Here is a 24380-nt window from a genome sequence, read left to right as displayed (position 1 = left end):
TCTCCTTCGTCGATCCTGTCGTGTCGCGGTGCGTTCGTACCGGTCATTCACGACCCCGATCACGATGCTTCACGTTCACCACGACCCCCGGCAGTTGCTCGAGCCGTTCGGCGAGCTCGCGCACGATCGCCACCGAACGGTGCTTGCCGCCGGTGCAGCCGATCGCGATGGTCGCGTGCCGCTTGTTCTCGCGTTGGTAGCCCGCGAGCACGGGCGCGAGCGCCGTCGCGTAGGCGTCGATGAACTCGCGGGCGCCCGGTTGGCTCAGGACGTACTCGGACACGGCGGCGTCCTCGCCGCTCAGGTGCCGGAGCTCTGGGATCCAGAACGGGTTGGGCAGGAATCGCGCGTCGGCGACGAGGTCGGCATCGGCCGGCAGCCCGTACTTGAAGCCGAAGCTCAGGACGGTCAGCTGGAGGCCGGCCTGCCCCTCCTCGGCGAAGGTCTCGGTGATGAGCGTCGCGAGCTGGTGGATGTTGAGATCGGACGTGTCGACGACGATGTCGCTCGACTCCCGGAGCTCGGCGAGCCGGATCCGTTCGGCCTCGATGCCGTCGAGGATGGTGCCGTTGCCCTGCAGCGGGTGCGGACGACGCACCGACTCGAAGCGCCGGACGAGCACCGCGTCGGTCGCATCCAGGAAGACGACGCGCACGTTGATGCCGGTGCGAAGGGCCTGGATGATGTCCTGCAGTTCGGAGAAGAAGTCGCGACCGCGCACGTCGACGACGGCGGCGATACGCGGCAGCGAGGCGCCCGCACGCTCCACGAGCTCGACGAGCGGGCGGAGCATCTGCGGCGGGAGGTTGTCGACCACGTACCAGCCGAGGTCCTCGAGCGCGTTGCCGACGGTCGAACGGCCCGCCCCCGACATCCCGGTGACGATGAGCACCTCCTGTTGCTGCTCAGCCTCCGCTGCCATCGTCTCGGGCCCCCTTCCGCGCGTCGACACTCCAGCCTACCGGGGCGCCGGCGCGCCGTCGGCGCGCAGGTGCGCATGCACGGTGGCCGCGAGGGTCGGGCCGATGCCCTTGACCTCGGCGATCTCGGTCTCGGTCGCCGCTCGCAGCCGCGAGACCGAGCCGAAGTGGCGGAGCAACTCCTTCACGCGCGCCGGCCCGAGACCCGGGACTTCGGTGAGGACGGTGCCGATGTCGCGCTTGCGCCGTTGGCGCTGGTGCGTGATCGCGAACCGATGCGCCTCGTCGCGCACGCGCTGGAAGAGGAAGAGGGCATCGCTGTTGCGCGGCAGGATCACCGGGAAGTCGGCGTCGGGGGTCCAGATCTCCTCGAGGCGCTTGGCGATGCCGCACAGGTAGATGCCCTCGACTCCCGACGCCTCGAGCGCGCGGGCGGCCGCGGCGACCTGCGGCTGGCCGCCGTCGACCACGAGCAGGTTCGGGCGGTAGGCGAACTTCTTCCGCCGCTCGGATGTCGCGGGGGCCTCGTCGCCGGGCGTTGGCGCGTCATCCGTCGGGGCCGGCGGGTCGTCGGCCGTGCTCGGCGCGAGATAGGCGAGCCGCCTCGTCAGCACCTGGTGGATCGAGTCGGTGTCGTCGGTCGAGTTCGGGATGGTGAACCGGCGGTACTCGTCTTTGCGTGGCAGCCCGTCTTCGAAGACGACCATCGAGGCGACGATGTTGGTGCCGCTCAGGTGCGACACGTCGAAGCACTCGATGCGAAGCGGCGCGTCGGCCATGCCGAGGGCCTCCTGGATGTCCTCGAGCGCGCGGGAGCGCGTCGTGAAGTCGGCGCTGCGCCTGGTCTTGTAGAGCATGAGCGACTGCTTGGCGTTCTGGGTCGCCGTCTGCAGCAGGGCCGCCTTGTCGCCGCGCTGCGCGGCGCGGAGCCGGACCTTTCGGCCTGCCAGGCTGGCCAGCCACGTCTCGAGCGCCTCGGCGTCGTCGGGGAGTTCGGGCACGATGACCTCGCGCGCGGGGGTGAGCCCGTCGACGTACGCGTTCTGCACGACGGAGTCCACGAGCTCGCCGAGCGGCACGTCGAGTTCCTTGTCGACCGTCCACGTGTGCACGCCGCGAACCCGGCCGCCGCGCACGACGAACAGCTGCACGGCGGCGGCGAGCTCGTCGTGCTCGACGCCGAACACGTCGATGTCGACGCGGTCGCCGAGCACCATGGCGCTCTTCTCGAAGAAGGCCCGCGCCGCCTGGAGCTGGTCACGACGCCGCGCCGCGGTCTCGTAGTCCTGCACCGCCGCCGCCGACCGCATCTCGCGCTCCAGGTCGTCGAGGATGCGCGGATCCTGGTTCTGCATGAACGCCACGAACCGGTCGACGTTGGCACGGTGCTCCTCGATCGTGACCCGGCCGGAGCACGGGCCGAAGCAGCGTCCGATCTGGCCGGCGAAGCAGGGCTTGCCCGACGCCATCGCGCGGCGGTAGTCGCTGTCTTTGCAGGTGCGGATCGGGAACAGCTTGATGAGGAGGTCGAGCGTCTCGTTGACCGCCCAGACCTTGGGGTACGGGCCGAAGTACCGGGCGCCCGGGATGCCGCGTCTGCGCGAGACCATGGCGCGCGGCGCCTCGTCGGCGAGCGTCACCACGAGGTACGGGTACGACTTGTCGTCCTTGAACCGCACGTTGAACGGGGGCTTCAGCTCGTTGATCCAGGTGATCTCGAGGTTCAGGGCCTCCACGTCGGTGCGGACCACGGTCCACTCCACCGACGCGGCGCTGGTCACCATGCGACGCGTGCGTTCGTGCAGGGTGCGGAGGGGCGCGAAGTAGTTCGACAGGCGCGCGCGCAGGTTCTTCGCCTTGCCGACGTACAGCACGCGTCGCTCGGCGTCGCGGAAGCGATAGACGCCCGGAGCGGTGGGGATCTCCCCCGCCTTCGGGCGATACGGGACGCCCTCGTTCTTCGGCAATGCGGTGTCCATCGCCTCAGCTGGCGACCTCGGCGTGCACGGATGCCGCGTCGAAGATCTCGCGGAGGAAGTACCCGGTGTGGCTCTCGGGCACCCGCGCGACCTGCTCGGGCGTGCCCGTCGCGACGACCTGCCCGCCACCGGAGCCGCCCTCGGGCCCGAGGTCGATGATCCAGTCGGCGGACTTGATGACGTCGAGGCTGTGCTCGATCACGATCACGGTGTTGCCCTTGTCGACGAGCCTGCCGAGCACCTTCAGGAGCTTGCGGACGTCCTCGAAGTGGAGGCCGGTGGTCGGCTCGTCGAGCACGTACACGCTGCGGCCGTTCGAGCGGCGCTGGAGCTCGGTGGCGAGCTTCACCCGCTGCGCCTCACCCCCCGAGAGGGTGGTGGCGCTCTGGCCGAGCTGCACGTAGCCGAGGCCGACGTCGACGAGCGTCTTCAGATAGCGGTGGATCGCGGAGATCGGCTCGAAGAACTCGGCCGCCTCGCTGATCGGCATCTCGAGCACCTCGGCGATGTTCTTGCCCTTGTAGTGCACCTGCAGCGTCTCGCGGTTGTACCGCTTGCCGCCGCAGACCTCGCACGCGACGTAGACGTCGGGCAGGAAGTTCATCTCGATCTTGATCGTGCCGTCGCCGGAGCACGCCTCGCACCGGCCGCCCTTGACGTTGAAACTGAATCGTCCGGGCAGGTAGCCGCGTGCCTTCGCCTCGGTGGTCTCGGAGAAGAGCGTGCGGATGCGGTCGAAGACGCCCGTGTACGTCGCCGGGTTCGACCGCGGCGTGCGCCCGATCGGCGCCTGGTCGACGTGCACGACCTTGTCGAGGTGCTCGAGACCGCTGACCCGGCGGTGCCTGCCGGGCACCTTGCGGGCACCGTTCAGGCGATTGGCGAGCACGCGGTAGAGGATGTCGTTCACGAGCGAGGACTTGCCCGAGCCGCTCACGCCGGTGACCGCGGTGAACGTGCCGAGCGGGAAGTCGACGTCGATGCCGCAAAGGTTGTTCGCCTCGGCGCCCTGCACCGAGATCATGCGCTGGGGGTCGATCGGACGCCGGCGGGCCGGGAGCGGGATCTCCTTCCGGCCCGACAGGTAGTCGCCCGTGAGCGAACGCGTGTTCTTCACCAGGTCGGCGTAGCTGCCCGAGTGCACGACCGTGCCGCCGTTGACGCCGGCACCCGGGCCGATGTCGACGATCCAGTCGGCCGTGCGGATGGTGTCCTCGTCGTGCTCGACGACGATGAGCGTGTTCCCGAGATCGCGGAGCGCGACGAGGGTGTCGATCAGACGGCGGTTGTCACGCTGGTGGAGGCCGATGCTGGGCTCGTCGAGCACGTAGAGCACGCCGGTGAGGCCCGAGCCGATCTGGGTCGCCAGCCGGATGCGCTGCGCCTCGCCGCCCGAGAGGGTGCCGGCCGCGCGCGCGAGGTCGAGATAGCTCAGGCCGACCCGGATGAGGAAGTCGAGCCGCACCTTGATCTCGCGCAGGATCTGTGCGCCGATCGCCTGCTCGCGCTCGGTGAGCGAGAGGCGGTCCATGAAGCTGCGAGCGTCGGTCAGGCTCAGCTCGCCCACGTCGGCGATGCTGTGATCGTGGATGAGCACCGAGAGCACCTCGGGCTTCAGCCGCTTGCCGCCGCAGACGGGGCAGGGCACCTCGCGGAGGTACTCCGCCCACCGCGCGCGCTGCACGTCGGTCTCGGCCTGGACGTACTGGCGTTCGATGTACGGGACCACGCCCTCGAAGCCCGACGTGTAGCTCATCTCCCGGCCGTAGCGGTTGCGCCAGCGGACCTTGACCTCGAAGTTGTCACCGCGCAGCACCGCGTCGCGAGCCGTCTCGTCGAGCTCCTCCCACGGCGTGTCGAGCGAGAAGCCGAGGTCGCGGGCGAGTCCGTCGAGCAGCTTCTCGTAGTAGTTGTAGAGGCTCTTGCCCTGCGACGTCCACGGGAGGATGACTCCCTCGGCGATGCTGAGCGACGGGTCGCCGAGGAGCAGGCCCTCGTCGACCGACATCCGCGTGCCGAGGCCGGAGCATTCGGGGCAGGCCCCGAACGGTGCGTTGAACGAGAAGGTGCGCGGCTCGATCTCGGTGAGCTGGATCGGGTGCTGGTTCGGACAGGAGAGCTTCTCGGAGAACGTCGCCCAGGCGTCGGGACCCGACTCGTCGACGAAGTTGACCTGCACGAGGCCGTCGGTGAGGCGCAGGGCCGTCTCGAGCGAATCGGTGAGTCGGCCGAGCACGTCGGGGCCGGCCACGAGCCGGTCGATCACCACCGAGATGTCGTGCTTCACCTGCTTCTTGAGCAGGGGCGGTTCGTCGAGCCGGATGAGCTCGCCGTCGACCATCGCACGCGAGTATCCGCCGGCGGCCAGCTCGCGGAACAGGTCGACGAACTCGCCCTTCTTCTTGGAGACGACGGGACTCAGCACCTGGTAGCGCGTGCCCTCGGCCAGCTCCATGAGCTGGTCGGCGATCTGCTGCACCGTCTGCCGCTGGATGCGTTCACCGCAGACGGGGCAGTGCGGCACGCCGATGCGCGCCCACAGCAGGCGCATGTAGTCGTAGATCTCGGTGATCGTGCCGACCGTCGAACGCGGGTTGCGATTCGTGGACTTCTGGTCGATCGAGACCGCGGGGCTCAGGCCCTCGATGAAGTCGACGTCGGGCCGGTCGACCTGGCCGAGGAACTGACGCGCGTAGGCCGACAGCGACTCGACGTATCGGCGCTGCCCCTCGGCGAAGATCGTGTCGAACGCGAGCGACGACTTGCCCGAGCCCGACAGACCCGTGAACACCACCATCGCATCACGCGGGATCTCGACGTCGACGTTCTGCAGGTTGTGCACGCGGGCACCGCGGACACTCAGGCGCGAATGGGCATCGAGACGTGAAACTGGCACCTTACGAGTCTAGAGAGCGCCACCGACACGGCCCCCGCGAGGGCGCGTGCTCTCAGCGAACATACGTTCGATTCGGTCGGATTCACAGGCAGGCGGCCGCCCGTGGATCCGACGTGCGCGCGGTGGCTCAGCCGAGGTGACCCGCCTTCTCCATCTGCCGGAGCTCGCGCTTGAGTTCCGAGACCTCGTCGCGCAGGCGCGCGGCCAGCTCGAACTTCAGTTCGCCGGCCGCCTCGAGCATCTGCTCGTTGAGGTCGCGGATGAGCTCCTCGAGGTCGTTGGCGCCGGCCGCCGCGATGCCCTCGCGCCGGAGGTTCGGCACGGGTGCCTTGGCGCGCGCGTCACGGCCGGCGAGGAGCTCGGCGGTGTCGGCCTCCTCGCGCGCGAGCACCTCGGTGATGTCGGCGATGCGCTTGCGCAGCGGCTGCGGGTCGATGCCGTTGGCGCGGTTGTATTCGAGCTGCTTCTCGCGGCGACGCGTGGTCTCGTCGATCGCCGCCTTCATCGAGTCGGTGAGGGTGTCTGCGTACATGTGCACCTCACCCGACACGTTGCGGGCGGCCCGGCCGATCGTCTGGATGAGCGAGGTCGACGACCGGAGGAAGCCCTCCTTGTCGGCATCGAGGATCGCCACGAGCGACACCTCGGGCAGGTCGAGCCCCTCTCGCAACAGGTTGATGCCGACGAGGACGTCGTAGACGCCGGCGCGGAGCTCGGTGAGCAGTTCGACCCGTCGGAGCGTGTCGACATCCGAGTGCAGGTAGCGGACCCGGACGCCCGCCTCGGTGAGGAAGTCGGTGAGCTCCTCGGCCATTCGCTTCGTGAGCGTCGTGACGAGCACGCGCTCGTCACGCTCCGACCGGATGCGGATCTCCTCGAGGAGGTCGTCGATCTGCCCCTTCGAGGGCTTCACCACGATCTGCGGGTCCACGAGACCGGTGGGACGGATGATCTGCTCCACCACGCCGTCGGCGATGCCCATCTCGTAGCGGCCCGGCGTCGCCGAGAGGTACACCGTCTGGCCCACGCGGGCCTTGAACTCGTCCCACTTGAGCGGGCGGTTGTCGAGCGCGCTCGGGAGCCGGAACCCGTGCTCGACGAGCGTGCGCTTGCGGGAGGAATCGCCCTCGTACATCGCCCCGATCTGCGGCACCGTGACATGGGACTCGTCGATCACGACGAGGAAGTCGTCGGCGAAGTAGTCGAGGAGGCAGTTCGGCGCCTCGCCCGGGGCCCGGCCGTCGATGTGCCGCGAGTAGTTCTCGATGCCCGAGCAGAAGCCGATCTGCTCCATCATCTCGAGGTCGAACGTCGTGCGCATGCGCAGCCGCTGCGCCTCGAGGAGCTTGCCCTCGCGCTCGAGCTCGGCGAGGCGCTCCTCGAGCTCGGTGCGGATCGTGCCGATCGCCCGCTGCATGACGTCGGTGCTGGCGACGTAGTGCGACCCGGGGAAGACGGGCACGGCGTCGAGCTTCGCCACCACCTGACCGGTGAGCGGATGCAGATGGTAGAGCGCCTCGATCTCGTCGCCGAACATCTCGATGCGGATGGCGAGCTCCTCGTAGATCGGGATGATCTCGATCGTGTCGCCCCGCACCCGGAACGTGCCGCGGGAGAAGTCGACGTCGTTGCGCTGGTACTGCATCGACACGAACTTGCGGATGAGCCAGTCGCGGTCGACCCGCTGCCCGACCTGGAGCGGCATCATCGCGGCGAGGTACTCCTCGGGGGTGCCGAGGCCGTAGATGCACGACACCGTGGAGACCACGACCACGTCGCGCCGGCTGAGCAGCGAGTTCGTCGTGGAGTGCCGCAGCCGCTCGACCTCGGCGTTGATCGACGAGTCCTTCTCGATGAAGGTGTCGGTCTGCGGCACGTAGGCCTCGGGCTGGTAGTAGTCGTAGTACGAGACGAAGTACTCGACGGCGTTGTTCGGCATGAGCTCGCGGAACTCGGTCGCCAGCTGCGCCGCGAGGGTCTTGTTGTGCGCGAGCACGAGCGTGGGTCGCTGGACCTGTTCGATGAGCCAGGCGGTGGTGGCCGACTTGCCGGTTCCGGTCGCGCCGAGCAGCACGACATCGGTCTCGCCGGCGTTGATGCGCCCGGCGAGCTCGGCGATCGCCGTGGGCTGGTCGCCGCTCGGCCGGTACTCGCTCACCACCTCGAACGGGCGGACGGATCGGGTGGCCTGCATGCCTTCCAGTCTAGGTTCGCCCACCGACATCGGGTCCGGGCGTTGCCGCGGTCTCCGACCCGGCCACCCACCCGTCCCGACCCGCTCGGGGCACTGCCACGAACGGATCGGAACGGGGCGACGACGTCATCAGCGCGAGCTCCACGAGTACCCGTACCGCGGGATGAGCGCCCCGGCCGCCAGCGCGATCGCGAGGACGGCCGTGAGCGCCGGCACGACGCCGACGACGAGGAACATCCAGTCGCCGCCGTGGAGCCCGATCATCGCCGCACCGGCCGCCGCGGGCGGATGGACGGCCCGGAGCAGCACCATGAGGATGATCGCCACGCCGGCCATCACGGTCGCCGTGACGACCGACGCCGGGACGGCGGCGACCGCCGCCAGTGCCGGAATCGTCGACGCCGCGTACGCGATGATGACCGTGCGCGGGCGGGCGAGCGGACTCGCCGGGGCCATCGCGAGCACCGCGGCCGTCGCGGCGAACGGGATCGAGAACGCGTCGAGTCCGAGCGAGGACAGTCCCGCCAGGGCCGCGAGCATCCCCGCCGCGAGGCCTCCCGGCACGAGCGCCGCCGCCACCTTGATCGCGGCGATGCGTCCCGCCGTGCGACCGGGCCGATGCTCCGAGATCGACGCGGTCACGAGGCGGCGAGCGCCGACCGCAGGAACGGCTGGATGAGTGCGACCATCTCGTCGAGGTGCGACTCGAGGGCGAAGTGCCCGGCGTCCAGGAGGTGCACCTGGGCGTCGGGAAGGTCACGGCTGAACGCCCTCGCGCCGTCGGGCCCGAAGATCTCGTCGTTGCGGCCCCACACGGCGAGCAACGCCGGCCGATGGGTTCGGAAGTACTCGTGGAAGGTCGGGTACTCGTCGAGGTTGAACAGGTAGTCGGCGAACAGGTCGAGCTGGATCGCCTCGTTCCCCGGGCGATCGAGTCGCGCCTGGTCTAGGGCCCACGTGTCCGGCGCGATCCGCTCCAGCCGGTCGTCGGGCACGCCGTGCGTGTACTGCCACTGCGTCGCCTCCGCCGTCAGCAGCGCGCGGACCGCGGTGTCGTCGGGCCGCTCGCCGGCGGCACGCGCCGTGGCGAACGCGACGAGCGGCTCCCAGAAGGGCGTGAATCCGTCGGTGTACGCGTTGCCCGACTGGGTGATGATCGCGCTGACCCGATCGGGATGGCGGGCGGCGATGCGGAACCCGATCGGGGCGCCGTAGTCCTGCACGTAGAGCGCGAACCGATCGACGCCGAGTCGATCGAGGAGCCCGAGGGTGAGTGCGGTGAGCGGCTCGAAGCCGTAGCGGAACGTTTCCGCGTCGGGCGCGTCGCTCGCCCCGAACCCGAGATGATCGGGCGCGATGAGGTGGTACTCGTCCGCGAGCTCGGCGATCAGTCCGCGGAACATGTGCGAGCTCGTCGGGAAGCCGTGCAGCAGCACGAGGCTCGGGCGCTCGGGGTCGCCCGCCTCCCGATAGGCGAGGGTGTGGCCGTCCACCACGGCGGTCCGGTAGCGCAAGGTCGGCATGGAATCTCCTCCAGAGATGCGGATGTCGCGAGAGAACGTGCGTTCTCTCGTCGGACGCCATAATATGAGAACGACCGTTTTCGCGCAACAGTGACCGAGGAGGACATCGTGTCGGAGTCATCCCGCACCGCCGTCGCCGACGTGGACGGCGACCGGGCCGCACTCGTCGCCGCGGCATCCGACCTGTTCTACGCGCACGGCATCCAGGCGGTGGGCATGGACGCGGTGCGTGCCGAGGCCGGCGTCCCGCTGAAGCGCGTCTACCGGGCGTTCCGCTCCAAGGACGACCTCGTGGAGGCGACGCTGCGCACGCGCGACGCCGACCTCACCGGATCGGTGCGCCGCTTCCTCGCCGGCCGGACGCAGGACTCCCCCGCCGGTCGTCTCCTGGCCGTGTTCGACTGGATGCACGACTGGTTCGCGGAGGACGCGTTCCGCGGATGCGCGTTCCTGAACGCGTTCGGCGAACTCGGCGATGATGCCGCCCACGTCGCCGGGCCGGTTCGCGACCACAAGCGCGCCTTCCGCGCCCTGATCCGGGAGCTCGTCGGAGAGCTCGGACTCGACGACGTCGAGTCGGAAGCGCTCGCGGAACGCGTCTACATCCTGGCGAACGGCGCCTTGGTGACGGCCCCCGTCACGGGGTCGCCCGCGACCGCCCTCGAGGCCAGGGAGGTCGCACGCGTGCTCATCGAGGCGGCGACGCACATGCCGACGGCGGCGCCGCACGGCCGACCGTGAACGACGGCCGGTGCGCCCGTCGCGCGTCCGATGGCCGTCAGGCCCTCGCCCGCTCCTGGCGGATCCGCTGCCACAGGGCGTCGGTCTGGCTCATGGTGTGCGCCATCGATCCATCGGTGTCGATGACGACGTCGGCGATCGCCAGGCGCTCGGTGTTTCCGACCTGCGCGTCCACGCGCGCCTCCGCCTGGATCGTCTCGAACCCGCGCTCCTCGACGAGTCGCTTCACCTGGGTGCGCCGCGGGGCGTTCGTCACCACGATGAGATCGAAGCGGAGGTCGTCGGGCACGGATGCCTCGACGAGGAGCGGCACGTCGTACACGATCACCGCATCGGGGTCCTCGGCGACGGCCCGCTCGATCAGCCCGCCGGTGAGCGCGCGAACGGCCGGGTGCACGATCGCATTGAGCTTCGCGCGCGCTGCCTCGTCGCCGAACACGATCTCACCCAGCTTCGCTCGGTCGAGCGTGCCGTCCTGACGGAGCACCTCGGCGCCGAACTCCTCGACGATCTGCGCGAGGGCGGGCCTGCCCGGCTCGACGGCGCGACGCGCCAGTTCGTCGGCGTCGATGTGCACCGCCCCGTGCTCGACGAGCCGCCTCGCCACCGTCGACTTGCCTGAGGCGATGCCGCCCGTGAGACCGATCAGATACACGACTCCACTCTATCCGTGCGCCACTGCGACCCTCGTCGTCGTGGTCGTACGGCGACGCCGAGCGCGCCGCGTGCGGCAGGGGCATCCGCCGGTCGCCGGCAGCCCCTCGAACGCCGGAAGGCCGGCCCCCGAGGGGACCGGCCTTCCGGTTCGTGGATCGCGGATGCGTCAGTTGCTCGAGAGCTTCTCGCGAAGTGCCGCGAGCGACGCGTCGTCGGCAAGGGTGCCCGTGCCGGTCGAGTCGCTCGAGAACGAGGCGCCGGCCGAGAACGAGTCGTCGGCGGCAGCGGCAGCGGCAGCCTGGGCGACCTGCTTCTTGTGCGCCTCCCAGCGAGCCTGGGCGGCAGCGTAGTCCTGCTCCCACTTCTCGCGCTGGGCCTCGAAGCCCTCGCGCCACTCGTTGGTCTCGGGGTCGAAGCCCTCGGGGTACTTGTAGTTGCCCTGCTCGTCGTACTCGGTGAGCATGCCGTACAGCGCCGGGTCGAACTCGGTGCCCTCGGGGTCGACCCCCTCGTTGGCCTGCTTGAGCGAGAGCGAGATGCGGCGACGCTCGAGGTCGATGTCGATGACCTTGACGAAGACCTCCTCGCCGACCGACACGACCTGCTCGGCGAGCTCGACGTGACGGCCCGACAGCTCCGAGATGTGCACGAGCCCCTCGATGCCGTCGGCGACGCGAACGAACGCACCGAACGGAACGAGCTTCGTGACCTTGCCCGGGGTGACCTGGCCGATCGCGTGGGTGCGGGCGAAGACCTGCCACGGGTCCTCCTGCGTCGCCTTGAGCGACAGCGAGACGCGCTCGCGGTCGAGCTCGACGGAGAGCACCTCGACGGTGACCTCCTGGCCGACCTCGACGACCTCGCTGGCGTGCTCGATGTGCTTCCACGACAGCTCGGAGACGTGCACGAGACCGTCGACGCCGCCGAGGTCGACGAACGCGCCGAAGTTGACGATCGACGAGATGACGCCCTTGCGGATCTGGCCCGGGTGGAGGTTCGCGAGGAACGTCGAGCGCGACTCGGACTGCGTCTGCTCGAGCAGTGCGCGGCGCGAGAGCACGACGTTGTTGCGGTTCTTGTCGAGCTCGAGGATCTTGGCTTCGATCTCCTGGCCGAGGTACGGCGTCAGGTCGCGCACGCGGCGGAGCTCGATGAGCGAGGCCGGGAGGAAGCCGCGGAGGCCGATGTCGACGATCAGGCCGCCCTTGACGACCTCGATGACCGTACCGGTCACGACGCCGTCGGCTTCCTTGATCTTCTCCACGTCACCCCAGGCGCGCTCGTACTGGGCGCGCTTCTTGGACAGGATGAGACGGCCTTCCTTGTCCTCCTTCTGGAGAACGAGGGCCTCGACGGTGTCGCCGACGCCGACGACCTCGCTGGGGTCGACGTCGTGCTTGATGGAAAGCTCACGCGAGGGGATGACGCCCTCGGTCTTGTAGCCGACGTCGAGGAGGACCTCGTCGCGGTCGATCTTCACGACGGTGCCCTCGATGAGGTCGCCGTCATTGAAGAACTTCAAAGTCTTCTCGACCGCGGCGAGGAAATCGTCAGCAGATCCGATGTCGTTGATCGCGACCTGCTTGGGCGCCTTGGTCGTTGCGGTTGTCATGTAGTGAATGCTCCGTAAAGGACAAAATCGAGCCCATCGCGGCGGTAGAGCGTTGTGTGGTTCCGCGATGGGCATGCGGACAGGGATGTCACACGAGTGACGCTCCATCCTAGCCGAACGGCGGAGACTCCGGCAACCGCGCGGATCGCACGGCGCCGGAGCCTCCCGCAGCCTGGGTGCGTCGCTCAGCCGAGCAGCGCGCTGCGCAGCGTGTCGAGGCCGACACCGCCCAGATCGAGCGCGCGGCGGTGGAACTCGCGGATGTCGAAGGCATCGCCCTCGCGGCGCCGGAACTCGTCGCGCAGCTGCTCCCAGATGCGCTGCCCCACCTTGTAGGAGGGGGCCTGACCCGGCCAACCGAGGTAGCGATTCACCTCGAAGCGCACGAATCCGTCGTTCATGTTGACGTTCCCGCGGAGGAACTCGTACGCGTACTCCCCCGTCCACGCACCCTCGCCGTCGGGCCGCTGCTTGCCGAGGTGCACGCCGATGTCGAGCACGACGCGAGCCGCGCGCATGCGCTGCCCGTCGAGCATGCCGAGCCGGTCGGCGGGGTCGTCGAGATAGCCGAGCTCCTGCATGAGGCGCTCGGCGTAGAGCGCCCACCCCTCGGCATGCCCTGACGTGCCGGCGAGCTGGCGCCGCCACGTGTTGAGCTTGCCCCGGTTCACGACTGCCTGCCCGATCTGCAGGTGATGCCCGGGCATGCCCTCGTGGTAGACCGTCGTCAACTCGCGCCACGTGTCGAACTCGGTCACGCCCTCGGGCACCGACCACCACATGCGACCCGGCCGGCTGAAGTCGTCGGTCGGACCGGTGTAGTAGATGCCGCCCTCCTGCGTGGGCGCGATCAGGCACTCGAGCGTACGGATCTCTGCGGGGATGTCGAACTGCGTCGCCCCGAGTTCGGCCACGGCCCGGTCGCTCGTCTCCTGCATCCAGCGCTGGAGCGCATCGGTGCCGTGCAGCTTGCGGCTCGGATCGCCGTCGAGGAAGGCGATCGCCTCGGCGACGACGTTCCCCGAACCCGCCGAAGGCGCACCGCGCAGGATCTCCTTCGCGATCGCCTCCTGCTCGGCGACCATCCGCGCGAGCTCCTCGATGCCCCACTCGTACGTCTCGTCGAGGTCGATGACGGCGCCGAGGAACCGGCGCGACTGCAGCGCGTAGTGCTCGCGACCGACCGCGTCGCGCTCGCCCGCCGACGGGAGCAGCTCCTGTTCGAGGAACTCGGCCAACCGACCATAGGCGGCGCCGGCGCCCTGCGCGCGGGCGTCGAGGTCGCGCCGGAGTGCGTCGGGCAGGCTCTCGGGTGCGCCGCCGACGAACTCGCCGAAGAAGCCGTCGCTTCGCTCGTGCTTGCGGGCCTGGGCCGCGACCTCGCGCACCTGGCGCTTCGCGGGCACCACTCCGCGCTCGATGCCGAGTCGCAGCGTCTCGATGTAGCCGTCGAGGGCGGCCGGCAGGGCCGCGAGCCGCGTCGAGATCGTGGCCCAGTCGTCGGGGCCCTCGGTCGACATGAGGTCGAAGACGTCACGGAGTTCCTGCGCCGGGCTGGCGATCACGTTGAGGTTGCGCAGCGGCAATCCGGCCTCGTGCGACTCGAGGTCGAGGACGAGTTCACTGCGAAGGTCGGCGACGGTGACGATGTCGACCTCGTCGACGGGCGTCGCCGCGTCGAGGGCGGCGATGGTGCGCCGGACCGCTTCGGCCGAGCGTTCGAGACCCTCGGGCGAGTAGTCGCCGAATCGCGAATCGGACTCGGCGCGACCGATGTACGTGCCGAGGGTCGGATTCAGTTCGACGGCAGTGTCGACCCACTGCTCGGCAATGCGGTCGACGTCGGTCGGGATGCGTTCATTCAATGCCATGCGAGCGAGCCTATGACACCGCGCCGACACGCATCGACGGGATCCCGTCGACGATCGACGAATGGATGCCGCGCCGCGTATGCACCCCGGTCAGTGCGCCGCGTCGTCCCAGTTCGAGCCCCGACCGATCTGCACGTCGAGCGGCACGAGGAGCTCGGCCGCGTGGGCCATCCGATCGCGGACGATCGACTCGAGCGCATCGGATTCACCGGGCGCGACCTCGAAGATGAGCTCGTCGTGCACGGTCATCAGCATCCGGCTCTCGAGCCCCTTTTCGGCGATGTCGGCCTCGACCGTCGCCATCGCGATCTTCATGATGTCGGCGGCGGAGCCTTGGATGGGCGAGTTGAGCGCGGCGCGTTCGGCGTTCTCGCGGTGCACCCGGTTGGGGCTGGCGAGATCGGGGAACGGGCGGCGCCGACCGAAGATCGTCTCGGTGTAGCCGTCGATCTTCGCCTGCTCGACGACTCCGCGCAGGTAGTCGCGCACGGCGCCGAACCGCTGGAAGTACTCCTTCATCAACTGCGTCGCTTCGGCGCGTTCGATGCGGAGCTGCTTCGACAGGCCGAAGGCGCTGAGCCCGTAGGCCAGGCCGTACGACATCGCCTTGACCTTCGTGCGCATGAGCGGTGTCACGTCGGCCGGGTCGACGCCGAACACGCGGGCGCCGACGAAGCGGTGGAGGTCTTCTCCGGCGTTGAAGGCCTCGATGAGGCCGGGATCGCCCGAGAGGTGCGCCATGATGCGCATCTCGATCTGCGAGTAGTCGGCCGTGAGGAGCTCCGCGAACTCGGGGCCGTGGCGGAACGCCTTGCGGATGCGGCGGCCGTCTTCGGTGCGGATGGGGATGTTCTGCAGGTTCGGGTCGTTCGACGACATGCGGCCGGTGGCCGCCCCGATCTGCCAGTACGTCGTATGGATGCGGCCGTCGGCGCCGATCGACTTGTCGAGCGACTCGACGATCTGGCGCAGCTTCGTCACGTCGCGATGCTCGAGCAGGAACCCGAGGAACGGGTGCGGGTTGGACTCCTGCAGATCGGCGAGGGCGCTGGCATCGGTCGTGTAGCCCGTCTTCGTGGCGCGGGTCTTCGGCATGCCGAGCTGGTCGAACAGCACCTCCTGGAGCTGCTTGGGCGAGCCCAGGTTCACCTCGCGGCCGATCTCGGCGTAGGCGGATGCCGCGAGCGCCGCCGCACGATCGCCGAGTTCCGACGAGAGCGCCGCGAGCTCGGCGTGGTCGACGGTGACACCGCGGAGCTCCATCGCAGCGAGAACGGGCACGAGGGGCATCTCGACCTCGGCGAGCAGTCGCCGCGAGGCCTCGCTGAGGGCCCGGAGCACCACGGGCGCGAGTCGGAGCGAATACCACGCGTACTCGGGTGCGCCGGCGTCGGTGCCCTCCTCGGGCACGAGCTGGGCCGGATCGGCCTGCGGCACGGTCTCGCCGAGATGGAACGACACGAGGTCGGCGAGGGACTTCTCGGTGAGGTTCGGGCGCACGAGCCAGCCGGCGATGAGGGTGTCGACGACGAGGCCGTCGAGGGCGAGCCCCGAGCGGGTGAGCGCCTTGAGCTGCGACTTCGCGTCGGTCATGATCTTCGGCGCATCGCCCGCGAGCCATGCTTCGAACGGCGCCAGCTCGCCGCGCCCGGGCTCCCACGACAGGTGCACCGTCTCGGTGGAGGTCGCGATGCCGGCGCCGATCACGCGGCCGTCGAGCACGTCGAGACTGAGCCCGAGGCCCGCGGGTTCGGCGGCCGTCGCGCGTTCGAGCCACGCCGCGAGCTCCTCGCCCACGAGCCGTGCCGGCGTCGGCGCGAGCGGCGCGACCTGTGCGGCCTCGGCGGGGCGGGCGACCGCGGCGGTCGCGGCGCCGTTGCCGGCGGCCTCCCCCGCGGCGATCTTCGTGAGGCGCTCCATCAGCGTGCGGAACTCGAGGCGCTCGAAGATCGGCCGCACCGACTCGAGGTCGATCGGCCGCGCGCGGAGCTCGTCGAGCGCGACGTCGAGCTCGACGTCGGTGACGAGCTTGTTGAGCCGCCGATTGCGGATCGCGTTCTCCTTCTGGTCGCGCAGGTTCTGCCCGACCACGCCCTTGATCTCGTCGGCGTGCGCGATGATGCCGTCGAGGTCGCCGTAGAGGCCGAGCCACTTCACCGCGGTCTTCTCGCCGACCTTCGTGATGCCGATGAGGTTGTCGCTCGTCTCGCCGACGAGGGCCGCGACGTCGGGGTACTGCTCGGGGCGGATGCCGTAGCGCTCCATGACCGCGGCGACGTCGTAGCGCTTGAGCTGCGAGACGCCCTGCGTGTTCGGGTAGAGCAGCGTGACGTCGTCGTTCACGAGCTGGATCGTGTCGCGGTCGCCCGAGACGAGGAGCACCCGGTACCCCTCGGCCTGCCCCCGCCTGGCGAGCGTGGCGAGGATGTCGTCGGCCTCGTAGTCGTCGATCTCGAGGGTGCGGATGTGCATGGCCTGCAGAGCCTCTTGAAGGAGCGGCACCTGGCCCTTGAACTCGGGCGGCGTCTCGCTTCGGGTGCCCTTGTACTCCGCGTACTCGCGCGTGCGGAACGAGACGCGCGACTTGTCGAACGCGACGGCGAGGTGCGTGGGCTTCTCGTTCTGCAGCAGGAGGAGCAGCATCGACAGGAACCCGTGGATGGCGTTCGTGTGCTGCCCGTCGCGGGTCGAGAAGCTGTCGACGGGGAGGGCGAAGAAGGCTCGGAAGGCCAGCGAATGGCCGTCGATCACGAGGAGGGTGGGCTTGTCTGCGTCCGGCACCCACCAAGACTACAAGCGGCCACCGTCACCGGATGTCGCGGCCGAACCGTCGCCGGCGGCGGGCGGCCCCGCGGCATCCCGACTCGGGGCTCAGCCGCCCACGGCCCCGCGCGCCGCCTCCACCAGGATGCGCCGCTCGGCGGCGGCGACGACGCGGCGCGTGCGGTCCGCGGCATCCGCGTTCACCGAGATCGAGTCGATGCCGTAGCGCACGAGGTGCTCGGCGAATGCGGGATTGTTCGATGGTGCCTGCCCGCAGAGCGACGAGGTGATGCCCGCCGTACGGCACGCGGTGATGATGCGCTCGATCGCGTCGAGCACCGCGGCATCCGCCTCGTCGAACAGCTCCGCGCAGATCTCCGAATCGCGGTCGACGCCGAGCATCAACTGGGTGAGGTCGTTCGAGCCGATCGACACCCCGTCGATCCCCATCGCGGCGTACTCGGGGATGCGGTAGACGACCGACGGCACCTCGGCCATCACCCAGCGCTTGAGTCCGCGCTGGCGGCCGAGCGGACTGGCGTCGATGAGCTCGAGGCAGGCCTCCAGTTCCCAGGTGGTGCGCACGAACGGCAGCATCACCTGGAGGTTGGGCGTCTCCTCGCGCACCCGGGCGAGCAACTCCAGCTCGAGGTCGAACAGCTCGGGCTCCTTGACGTAGCGGTAGGCGCCGCGGTAGCCGATCATCGGGTTGTTCTCCTGCGGCTCGAAGCGCTCGCCACCCTCGAGTCCGCGGAACTCGTTGCTGCGGAAGTCGATCGTGCGGTAGACGACCGGACGCCCGGCGAACGCACGGGTGACCGAGAGCAACGACTCCGTCATGCGGTGGAGGAAGTCCTCGCGCTCGCCGCGGGCGAGCATCTCACGCGGATGCATGCCGCCGAGCGCATCCGTGATCATGAACTCCGCGCGCAGCAGGCCGACGCCGTCGACGTCGAGCGCGGCGGTCTCCTCGGCACGTTCGGCGATGGCGAGGTTCACGTACAGCTTCGTCGCCAGCGGTTCGGGCACGGCGGGCGCGGCCGCGGCGGAGACGACGGCGGGAGCAGCGCCCGAAGCGGATGCCGCGCCATCCGCTCCCTCGATGATCTCGCCCTTCGCGCCGTCGACCGTGACGAGTTCGTCGTCGCGGAGCACGGTCGTGGCGGTGCGCGCGCCGACGATGGCGGGCACCCCGAGCTCGCGCGCGACGATCGCGGCGTGGCAGGTCATGCCGCCGCCGTCGGTGACGACCGCCGCGGCCCGGCGCATCGTCGGCACCCAGTCGGGGTTCGTCATCGGCGCGACGAGGATCTCGCCCGCCTGGAGCGATGCACCATCGGCCGGGCTCTGCAGGATGCGCACGCGGCCCGTGACCCGACCGGGTGCCGCGGCGAGGCCGCGCAGCAGGACGGTGCCGGCGGGTGCGCTTCCGCCCGGAGGGACGGCGTCCGCCGACGGTGCCGGTCCGCCGCCGAGGGTGGTGACGGGTCGGGACTGCAACATGTAGAGGCGCCCGCCGGAGTACGCCCACTCGGTGTCCTGGGGTTCGCCGTAGTGGGCCTCGACCTCGAGGCCGAGCGCGGCCACCGCGAGGACCTCCTCGTCGGTCAGCACGCGGGCGTCCGCTCGCGCCGGTTCGAGCTCCTCCCGGCGCACCGTCCCGTCGGGGTCGGCCACCAGTCGATGGGTCTGCCGGCCGACGCGGGCCGACAGCATCCGCGGTCCGTCCTTGGCGACGATGTAGGTGTCGGGCTCGACGGCGCCCGAGACCACGACCTCGCCGAGTCCGAGGGCGGCCTCGATCACGAGCCGGTCGCGGGCGCCGGTCGACGGGTCGACCGTGAACATCACGCCGGAGCGGTCGGAGACGACCTGCGTCTGCACGACGACGGCCAGCACGGGCTCCTCGGCCATCCCCTGGCTCGCGCGATAGGAGATCACGCGGTCGCCGTAGAGCGAACTCCAGCAGTCGCGGAGCCGCGCGAGCACGGCGTCGTCGCCCACGACGTTGTTGTAGGTCTCGTGCATTCCCGCGAACGACGTGCCCTCGGCGTCCTCCGAGGTGGCGCTGGATCGCACCGCGACGGGGACGTCCTCACCGAGGCGGTGGTACTCGGCGAGGATGGCGGCGCGAACGTCGTCGGGGATGGGGACGGCGCGCACCGCCTCCCGCAGGGCGGCGGCCGAACTCGCGAGCCTCGCCGGATCGTCGGCCGCCGCGGCGGCCTCGCGGAACCCGTCGAGCAGCTGCTGCCGGATGCCGGCGTGGTCGATCGCCTCGAGGTACGCCTCCGCCGTGACCACGAACCCCGGCGGGATCGGCAGGCCGGCCGAGGTCATCTCCCCGAGATTGGCCCCCTTGCCGCCGACCGACGCGGCGTCGCCGAGACGCACCTCCTCGAACCGACTGACCAGAGTGGATCGCGCGTCGCCCGACATGTGTGCTCCCCCGACTCGGGCCGGGCTCGAGCGCCCGGACTCCCACATCGTTCCACGACGTCGGGGAGGGCCGGGGGACGGAGGTCCTACTTCTTGGGCGCGAGCTGCTCGATGATCGCCTGCGACACGTCCTTCATGGTGAGGCGGCGATCCATCGACGCCTTCTGGATCCAGCGGAACGCCTCGGGCTCGGTGAGGCCCATCTTCTCGTTGAGCAGGCCCTTCGCCCGGTCGACGAGCTTGCGGGTCTCGAATCGCTCGACGAGGTCGCCGACCTCGGCCTCGAGCGCGATGATCTGCGCGTGCCGCGCCAGGGCGATCTCGATCGCGGGCAGCAGGTCGTTGGGCGTGAACGGCTTCACCACGTAGGCGAGGGCGCCCGCCTCGCTCGCCCGCTCGACGAGCTCCTTCTGGCTGAACGCCGTGAGCAGCACCACCGGGGCCACGTGGCCCTTGGAGAGGCGCTCGGCGGCCGAGATGCCGTCGAGCTGGGGCATCTTCACGTCCATGATGACGAGGTCGGGGCGCAGCTCGGTCGCGAGCGCGACCGCGGTCTCGCCGTCACCGGCCTCGCCGACGACCTCGAAGCCGTTGTCGCGCAGGATCTCGACGATGTCGAGGCGGATGAGCGACTCATCCTCCGCCACGACGACGCGGCGCGGCACCGGCTGGGTCTGTTCGCTGTCTGTCACGCAGGAAAGCCTACGGTATTCTGGGCGAGGCCTCTGGCCGGTGTGGCGGAATGGCAGACGCGGAGCACTCAAAATGCTTTGCCCGAAAGGGCGTGTGGGTTCGACCCCCACCACCGGCACCGAACCGACTCATTCGGCGTGGTCGACGAGGTCGATCGTCAGGCATCGGTGGCCCTCGTCCCAGACGGCGCGCGTGCCGAGCGCGGCACAGCGTCGCGTCATCTCCTGGGCGAACTCAGGGGCGTCCCGGCCTGCCATTCGGGCCTGGAAGCCCACGATCTCGGTCGGGTGCAGGAACAACCGTGCGGGCACCGGCCCGTCGGTGCGCAGCCTGAACACGAAGGCGCGGTCGTTGCGCTCGACCGGATCCACGGCGTAGTCGTCGACGAAGTCGCCGGCACCGTAGAGGATCGGCCGACCCCGGTACACCTCGACGCCGCGCACGATGTGCGGCGAGTGCCCGAACACCACGTCGGCGCCGGCGTCGACGAGCGCGTGCGCGAACCGTCGGTGGCTCGTCGGCACGTCGACGCCCCAGTTGCCGCCCCAGTGCGCCGACACGACGACGAGGTCGGCGGCCTCGCGCAGTTCGCGGACGTCGTCGACGACCGCCGTCGCCCTGGAGTCGCCGAGGTCGACGGGCACGTGCCGCACCCCGGCCGAATCGGCGCCCGCCTCCCAGCCGGGCTCGTTGTCGGTGAACGCGAGCATGGCGACGGTCACGCCGTCGCGGTCGATGACGGCCGGACGGCGCGCCGACGCGGCATCCGGCCCGGCACCGGCGAAGCGGATGCCGCGTGCCTCCAGGATCCCGAGGGACTCGAGCGCGGCATCCGCTCCGAAATCGAGCACGTGATTGTTCGCCACGGAGACCAGGTCGAAGCCGGCCGCCTCGAGGCACGCCACGGCCTCGGGGTCGGCGCGGAAGTGGAAGACCTTGCCGGGCCACGGCCGCCCGTCGCGGGCGAGCACGAACTCGAGGTTACCCACCAGGACGTCGGCCCCGCGCAGCAGCGGAAGCGTGTCGCCCCACGGGAACTCGGGCGGCCGTCGGCGGAGCTCCTCCGCCACGAGCCGGCCGAGCATCACGTCACCGACGAAGGCGATCTCCATTGATCCTCCTCCGCCGGGGCTTGGGATGCTCCTAGAGTACGTCGCCGACGACGTGCACGCGCACGTCGTTCGTCGTGCCGGGGATGCCGGGAGGCGAACCCGAGATGATGACGACCTTCTCGCCGGCCTCCGCCATGCCGGTCTTGGCGAGCACCTCGTCGACCTGCCCGACCATCTGGTCGGTGTGCGTGACGCGATCGACGACGAACGACTCGACGCCCCAGTTGAGCGCCATCCGCCGGCGGATGGCGGGATAGGGCGTGAACGCGAGGATCGGGATGACCGAGCGGATGCGCGCCATCCGCCTGACCGACTCGCCCGTCTCGGTGAAGACGCACAGGTACTTCGCCTGGACGAAGTCCGCGACCTCGACGGCCGCGAGCGTGATGGCTCCGGCCTGCGTGCGGGGCTTCGTGCCGAGCGGCGGGATGCGCTCCAGGCCGTGCCGCTCGGTCGACGCCACGATGCGGGCCATCGTCTCCACGGTGACGACGGGATACTCGCCCACGCTCGTCTCGCCCGAGAGCATCACGGCGTCGGCACCGTCGAGCACCGCGTTCGCGACGTCGGAGGTCTCGGCGCGCGTCGGCACCGGGCTGTGGATCATGGACTCGAGCATCTGCGTCGCCACGATGACGGGCTTCGCGAGACGCCGAGCGATCTCGACGGCGCGCTTCTGCACGATCGGCACCGCCTCGAGCGGCAGTTCGACGCCGAGGTCGCCGCGCGCGACCATGATGCCGTCGAACGCCTCGATGATCCCGTCGAGCGCCTCGACGGCCTGCGGCTTCTCGATCTTCGCGATGACCGGCACACGACGGCCGACCTCTTCCATGATCTCGTGCACGCGCTCGATGTCGTTGGCGTTGCGCACGAACGAGAGCGCGATGAGGTCGGCCCCGAGCTCGAGCCCCCAGCGGAGGTCGTCCTCGTCCTTCTCCGACAGCGCCGGCACGTTGACGGCGACGCCCGGGAGGTTGATGCCCTTGTTGTTCGACACGGGGCCGGCGACGACGACGCGCGTGGTGACGACGGTGCCGTCGGTCTCGACGACCTCGACGCGGACCTTGCCGTCGTCGATGAGGAGGTGATCGCCCGGCTCCACGTCGTGCGGGAGGCCCTTGAACGTCGTGCCGACGATCTCCTTGCTGCCGACGACGTCTTCGGTCGTGATCTTGAAGATGTCGCCCTCGGCGAGCTCGTACGGTCCGTCGGCGAACTTGCCGAGGCGGATCTTCGGCCCCTGCAGGTCGACGAGCACCGCGACCGCACGACCCGAGTCGTTCGCAGCCTTCCGCACGTTCTGGTAGACGGCCTCGTGCACGTCGTGCGTGCCATGGCTGAGGTTCATCCTCGCGACGTCGACGCCCGCATCGATGATCGCGCGGATCTGCTCGTAGCTCGATGTCGCCGGCCCGAGGGTGGCGACGATCTTCGCACGTCTCATGTGGTGTGTGCTCCCATGTTCTGCGCCGAGGCGCGGGGTGGTGACGGGACGCCGTCAGGCGCCCGGGGGGTCAGATGGCGAAGGCGCGCGCGTTCGCCCGGATCGGGCTCGGCAACTCCGTGTCGCCTTCAAGGTATCGGTCGACGGCGGATGCCGCAGCCCGGCCCTCGGCGATCGCCCACACGATGAGCGACTGCCCGCGGCCGGCATCGCCGGCGACGAAGACGCCCGGCTGCGAGGTCGCGTACTCGGCGTCGCGCTCGACGTTGCCGCGCTCGGTCACGGGCAGTTGCAGCTGCTCGTCGAGGTCGCGGGTCTCGGGGCCCGTGAATCCCAGCGCGAGCAGCACCAGGTCGGCCGGGATCTCCCGTTCGGTGCCCGCCTTCGGCACGCGGCGACCGTCGAGGTACTCGGTCTCGGCGATGCGGATCGCACGGAGCTCGCCGACCTCGTTCGCGAGGAACTCGACCGTCGACGCGAGGTACTGGCGGTTGCCGCCCTCCTCGTGGGCGCTCTGCACCTCGAAGACGGTCGGATGCATCGGCCACGGCTGCTCCGGCGGCCGCGTGGGGCTCGGCTCCTTGCCGATGGCGAGGTTGGTCACCGACAGTGCGCCCTGGCGGTGCGCGGTGCCGATGCAGTCGGCCCCGGTGTCACCGCCGCCGAGGACGACGACGTGCTTGCCCTCGGCCGTGATCTGGTCGAAGACGGGGTCGCCCGCGACCCGGCGGTTCGACTGCGTGAGGTACTCCATGGCGAAGTGCACGCCCGGCAGGTCTCGTCCGGGGATGGGGAGGTCGCGCGGAACGACCGCGCCCGTCGCGACGACGACCGCGTCGTAGCGCTCGCGGAGCTGCTCCCAGGAGATGTCGACGCCGATGTTCACCCCGGCGCGGAACCGGGTGCCCTCGGCCGTCATCTGCGCGAGGCGCTGGTCGAGGTGCTTCTTCTCCATCTTGAAGTCGGGAATGCCGTATCGCAGCAGGCCGCCGATGCGGTCGTCGCGCTCGTAGACGGCGACGGTGTGCCCGGCGCGGGTGAGCTGCTGCGCGGCGGCGAGCCCGGCGGGCCCCGAGCCGACGACGGCGACCGTCTTCCCGGTGAGTCGCCCGGGCGGCTGCGGCTGCACCCAGCCGTTGCCGAACGCCTGGTCGATGATCGAGACCTCGACCTGCTTGATGGTGACGGCCGGCTGGTTGATGCCGAGGACGCAGGCGGATTCGCACGGCGCCGGGCACAGTCGTCCGGTGAACTCGGGGAAGTTGTTCGTGGCGTGCAGTCGCTCGATCGCGGCGCGGCCCTCGCCGCGCCACATCAGGTCGTTCCACTCGGGGATGAGGTTGCCGAGCGGGCAACCCTGGTGGCAGAACGGGATGCCGCAGTCCATGCACCGTCCGGCCTGACGTCGGAGCTGGGCGGAGTCGCCCGGCTCGTAGACCTCCTTCCAGTCCATGATGCGCACCGGCACCGGCCGCCGCTTGGGCAGCTCCCGCTCGGTGACCTTCAGAAAGCCCTTGGGATCAGCCACCCGTC

At 70.0% G+C, this 24380-nt stretch carries 16 protein-coding genes and 1 tRNA gene; 2 read left to right on the top strand and 15 right to left on the bottom strand.

Translation table 11 applies throughout. The annotated features are described in order from the left end of the window. Window positions 1-43 precede the first annotated feature (43 nt). From rapZ to EZM51_RS03590, 6 genes are all read right to left on the bottom strand, one after another. Entirely contained in the window at window positions 44-922 is an 879-nt protein-coding gene (gene rapZ, locus EZM51_RS03615; protein ID WP_211195809.1) for an RNase adapter RapZ, read from the bottom strand. Window positions 923-958: 36 nt separating this feature from the next. Next, window positions 959-2899 carry an excinuclease ABC subunit UvrC gene (gene uvrC / locus EZM51_RS03610; protein WP_136706891.1) on the bottom strand — a complete coding sequence of 647 codons (1941 nt, stop codon included), beginning with the start codon at window positions 2897-2899 and terminating at the stop codon, window positions 959-961. Window positions 2900-2903: 4 nt separating this feature from the next. Continuing rightward, a complete protein-coding gene (gene uvrA / locus EZM51_RS03605) occupies window positions 2904-5795 on the bottom strand; it encodes an excinuclease ABC subunit UvrA (RefSeq protein ID WP_136706890.1) in 2892 nt (963 codons plus the stop codon). 127 nt (window positions 5796-5922) lie between these two features. Then, window positions 5923-7989, bottom strand: a complete 2067-nt coding sequence (uvrB, locus tag EZM51_RS03600; protein WP_136706889.1) for an excinuclease ABC subunit UvrB — start codon at window positions 7987-7989, stop codon at window positions 5923-5925. 129 nt (window positions 7990-8118) lie between these two features. Beyond that, window positions 8119-8631, bottom strand: a complete 513-nt coding sequence (locus tag EZM51_RS03595; protein WP_136706888.1) for an HPP family protein — start codon at window positions 8629-8631, stop codon at window positions 8119-8121. Then, window positions 8628-9512 (bottom strand): alpha/beta hydrolase, encoded by an 885-nt coding sequence (locus EZM51_RS03590; protein ID WP_136706887.1) that lies wholly within the window; start codon window positions 9510-9512, stop codon window positions 8628-8630. The genes EZM51_RS03595 and EZM51_RS03590 overlap by 4 nt, the downstream gene beginning before the upstream one ends. 108 nt (window positions 9513-9620) lie before the next feature. Between EZM51_RS03590 and EZM51_RS03585 the strand changes: the two genes are divergently transcribed. Further along, window positions 9621-10253: a TetR/AcrR family transcriptional regulator gene (locus EZM51_RS03585; RefSeq protein ID WP_248305448.1), complete on the top strand. Its 633-nt coding sequence runs from the start codon at window positions 9621-9623 to the stop codon at window positions 10251-10253. Between the two features lie 37 nt (window positions 10254-10290). Here EZM51_RS03585 and coaE read toward each other — a convergent pair whose 3' ends face one another. The 6 genes from coaE to EZM51_RS03555 form a co-directional block, all read right to left on the bottom strand. Further along, entirely contained in the window at window positions 10291-10908 is a 618-nt protein-coding gene (gene coaE / locus EZM51_RS03580; protein ID WP_136706886.1) for a dephospho-CoA kinase, read from the bottom strand. 168 nt (window positions 10909-11076) lie between these two features. Continuing rightward, complete coding sequence (gene rpsA, locus EZM51_RS03575; protein ID WP_136706885.1) at window positions 11077-12522, bottom strand: 30S ribosomal protein S1; 1446 nt, start codon at window positions 12520-12522, stop codon at window positions 11077-11079. A 185-nt stretch (window positions 12523-12707) separates the two neighbouring features. Next, window positions 12708-14393: a DUF885 domain-containing protein gene (locus EZM51_RS03570; RefSeq protein ID WP_136706884.1), complete on the bottom strand. Its 1686-nt coding sequence runs from the start codon at window positions 14391-14393 to the stop codon at window positions 12708-12710. 90 nt (window positions 14394-14483) lie between these two features. Continuing rightward, window positions 14484-17174 carry a DNA polymerase I gene (gene polA, locus EZM51_RS03565; RefSeq protein WP_136706883.1) on the bottom strand — a complete coding sequence of 897 codons (2691 nt, stop codon included), beginning with the start codon at window positions 17172-17174 and terminating at the stop codon, window positions 14484-14486. 90 nt (window positions 17175-17264) lie between these two features. Continuing rightward, window positions 17265-19595, bottom strand: coding sequence for a phosphoenolpyruvate synthase (gene ppsA, locus EZM51_RS03560; RefSeq protein ID WP_136706882.1), 2331 nt, complete (start codon window positions 19593-19595; stop codon window positions 17265-17267). Window positions 19596-19681: 86 nt separating this feature from the next. Beyond that, entirely contained in the window at window positions 19682-20287 is a 606-nt protein-coding gene (locus tag EZM51_RS03555) for a response regulator (RefSeq protein ID WP_136706881.1), read from the bottom strand. A 36-nt stretch (window positions 20288-20323) separates the two neighbouring features. On the opposite strand from EZM51_RS03555, the gene EZM51_RS03550 reads away from it, so the two are divergent. Continuing rightward, window positions 20324-20406, top strand: a tRNA-Leu gene (locus EZM51_RS03550). A gap of 10 nt (window positions 20407-20416) precedes the next feature. Here the strand turns inward: EZM51_RS03550 and EZM51_RS03545 are convergent. The 3 genes from EZM51_RS03545 to EZM51_RS03535 all read right to left on the bottom strand — a co-directional run bounded on the left by EZM51_RS03545 (window position 20417) and on the right by EZM51_RS03535 (window position 24375). After that, window positions 20417-21400 (bottom strand): CapA family protein, encoded by a 984-nt coding sequence (locus EZM51_RS03545; RefSeq protein WP_136706880.1) that lies wholly within the window; start codon window positions 21398-21400, stop codon window positions 20417-20419. Between the two features lie 31 nt (window positions 21401-21431). Next, window positions 21432-22847 carry a pyruvate kinase gene (gene pyk, locus EZM51_RS03540; RefSeq protein ID WP_136706879.1) on the bottom strand — a complete coding sequence of 472 codons (1416 nt, stop codon included), beginning with the start codon at window positions 22845-22847 and terminating at the stop codon, window positions 21432-21434. A gap of 70 nt (window positions 22848-22917) precedes the next feature. Then, on the bottom strand, window positions 22918-24375 hold the full coding sequence (locus EZM51_RS03535; protein ID WP_136706878.1) for a glutamate synthase subunit beta: 1458 nt from the start codon (window positions 24373-24375) through the stop codon (window positions 22918-22920). Window positions 24376-24380 lie beyond the last annotated feature (5 nt).

The sequence above is a fragment of the Agromyces sp. H66 genome (genome assembly GCF_004959775.1).
Classification (GTDB): domain Bacteria; phylum Actinomycetota; class Actinomycetes; order Actinomycetales; family Microbacteriaceae; genus Agromyces.
The sequence above is the reverse complement of the archived record's forward strand: the minus strand, read 5'-3'. Positions and strand labels throughout refer to the sequence as shown.

Coding starts and splice junctions, on each gene's coding strand:
- rpsA (WP_136706885.1), bottom strand. CDS start 12,522: ATGACAACCGCAACGACCAAGGCGCCCAAGCAGGTCGCGATCAACGAC.
- rapZ (WP_211195809.1), bottom strand. CDS start 922: ATGGCAGCGGAGGCTGAGCAGCAACAGGAGGTGCTCATCGTCACCGGG.
- EZM51_RS03545 (WP_136706880.1), bottom strand. CDS start 21,400: ATGGAGATCGCCTTCGTCGGTGACGTGATGCTCGGCCGGCTCGTGGCG.
- EZM51_RS03590 (WP_136706887.1), bottom strand. CDS start 9,512: ATGCCGACCTTGCGCTACCGGACCGCCGTGGTGGACGGCCACACCCTC.
- pyk (WP_136706879.1), bottom strand. CDS start 22,847: ATGAGACGTGCGAAGATCGTCGCCACCCTCGGGCCGGCGACATCGAGC.
- uvrC (WP_136706891.1), bottom strand. CDS start 2,899: ATGGACACCGCATTGCCGAAGAACGAGGGCGTCCCGTATCGCCCGAAG.
- EZM51_RS03570 (WP_136706884.1), bottom strand. CDS start 14,393: ATGGCATTGAATGAACGCATCCCGACCGACGTCGACCGCATTGCCGAG.
- ppsA (WP_136706882.1), bottom strand. CDS start 19,595: ATGTCGGGCGACGCGCGATCCACTCTGGTCAGTCGGTTCGAGGAGGTG.
- uvrB (WP_136706889.1), bottom strand. CDS start 7,989: ATGCAGGCCACCCGATCCGTCCGCCCGTTCGAGGTGGTGAGCGAGTAC.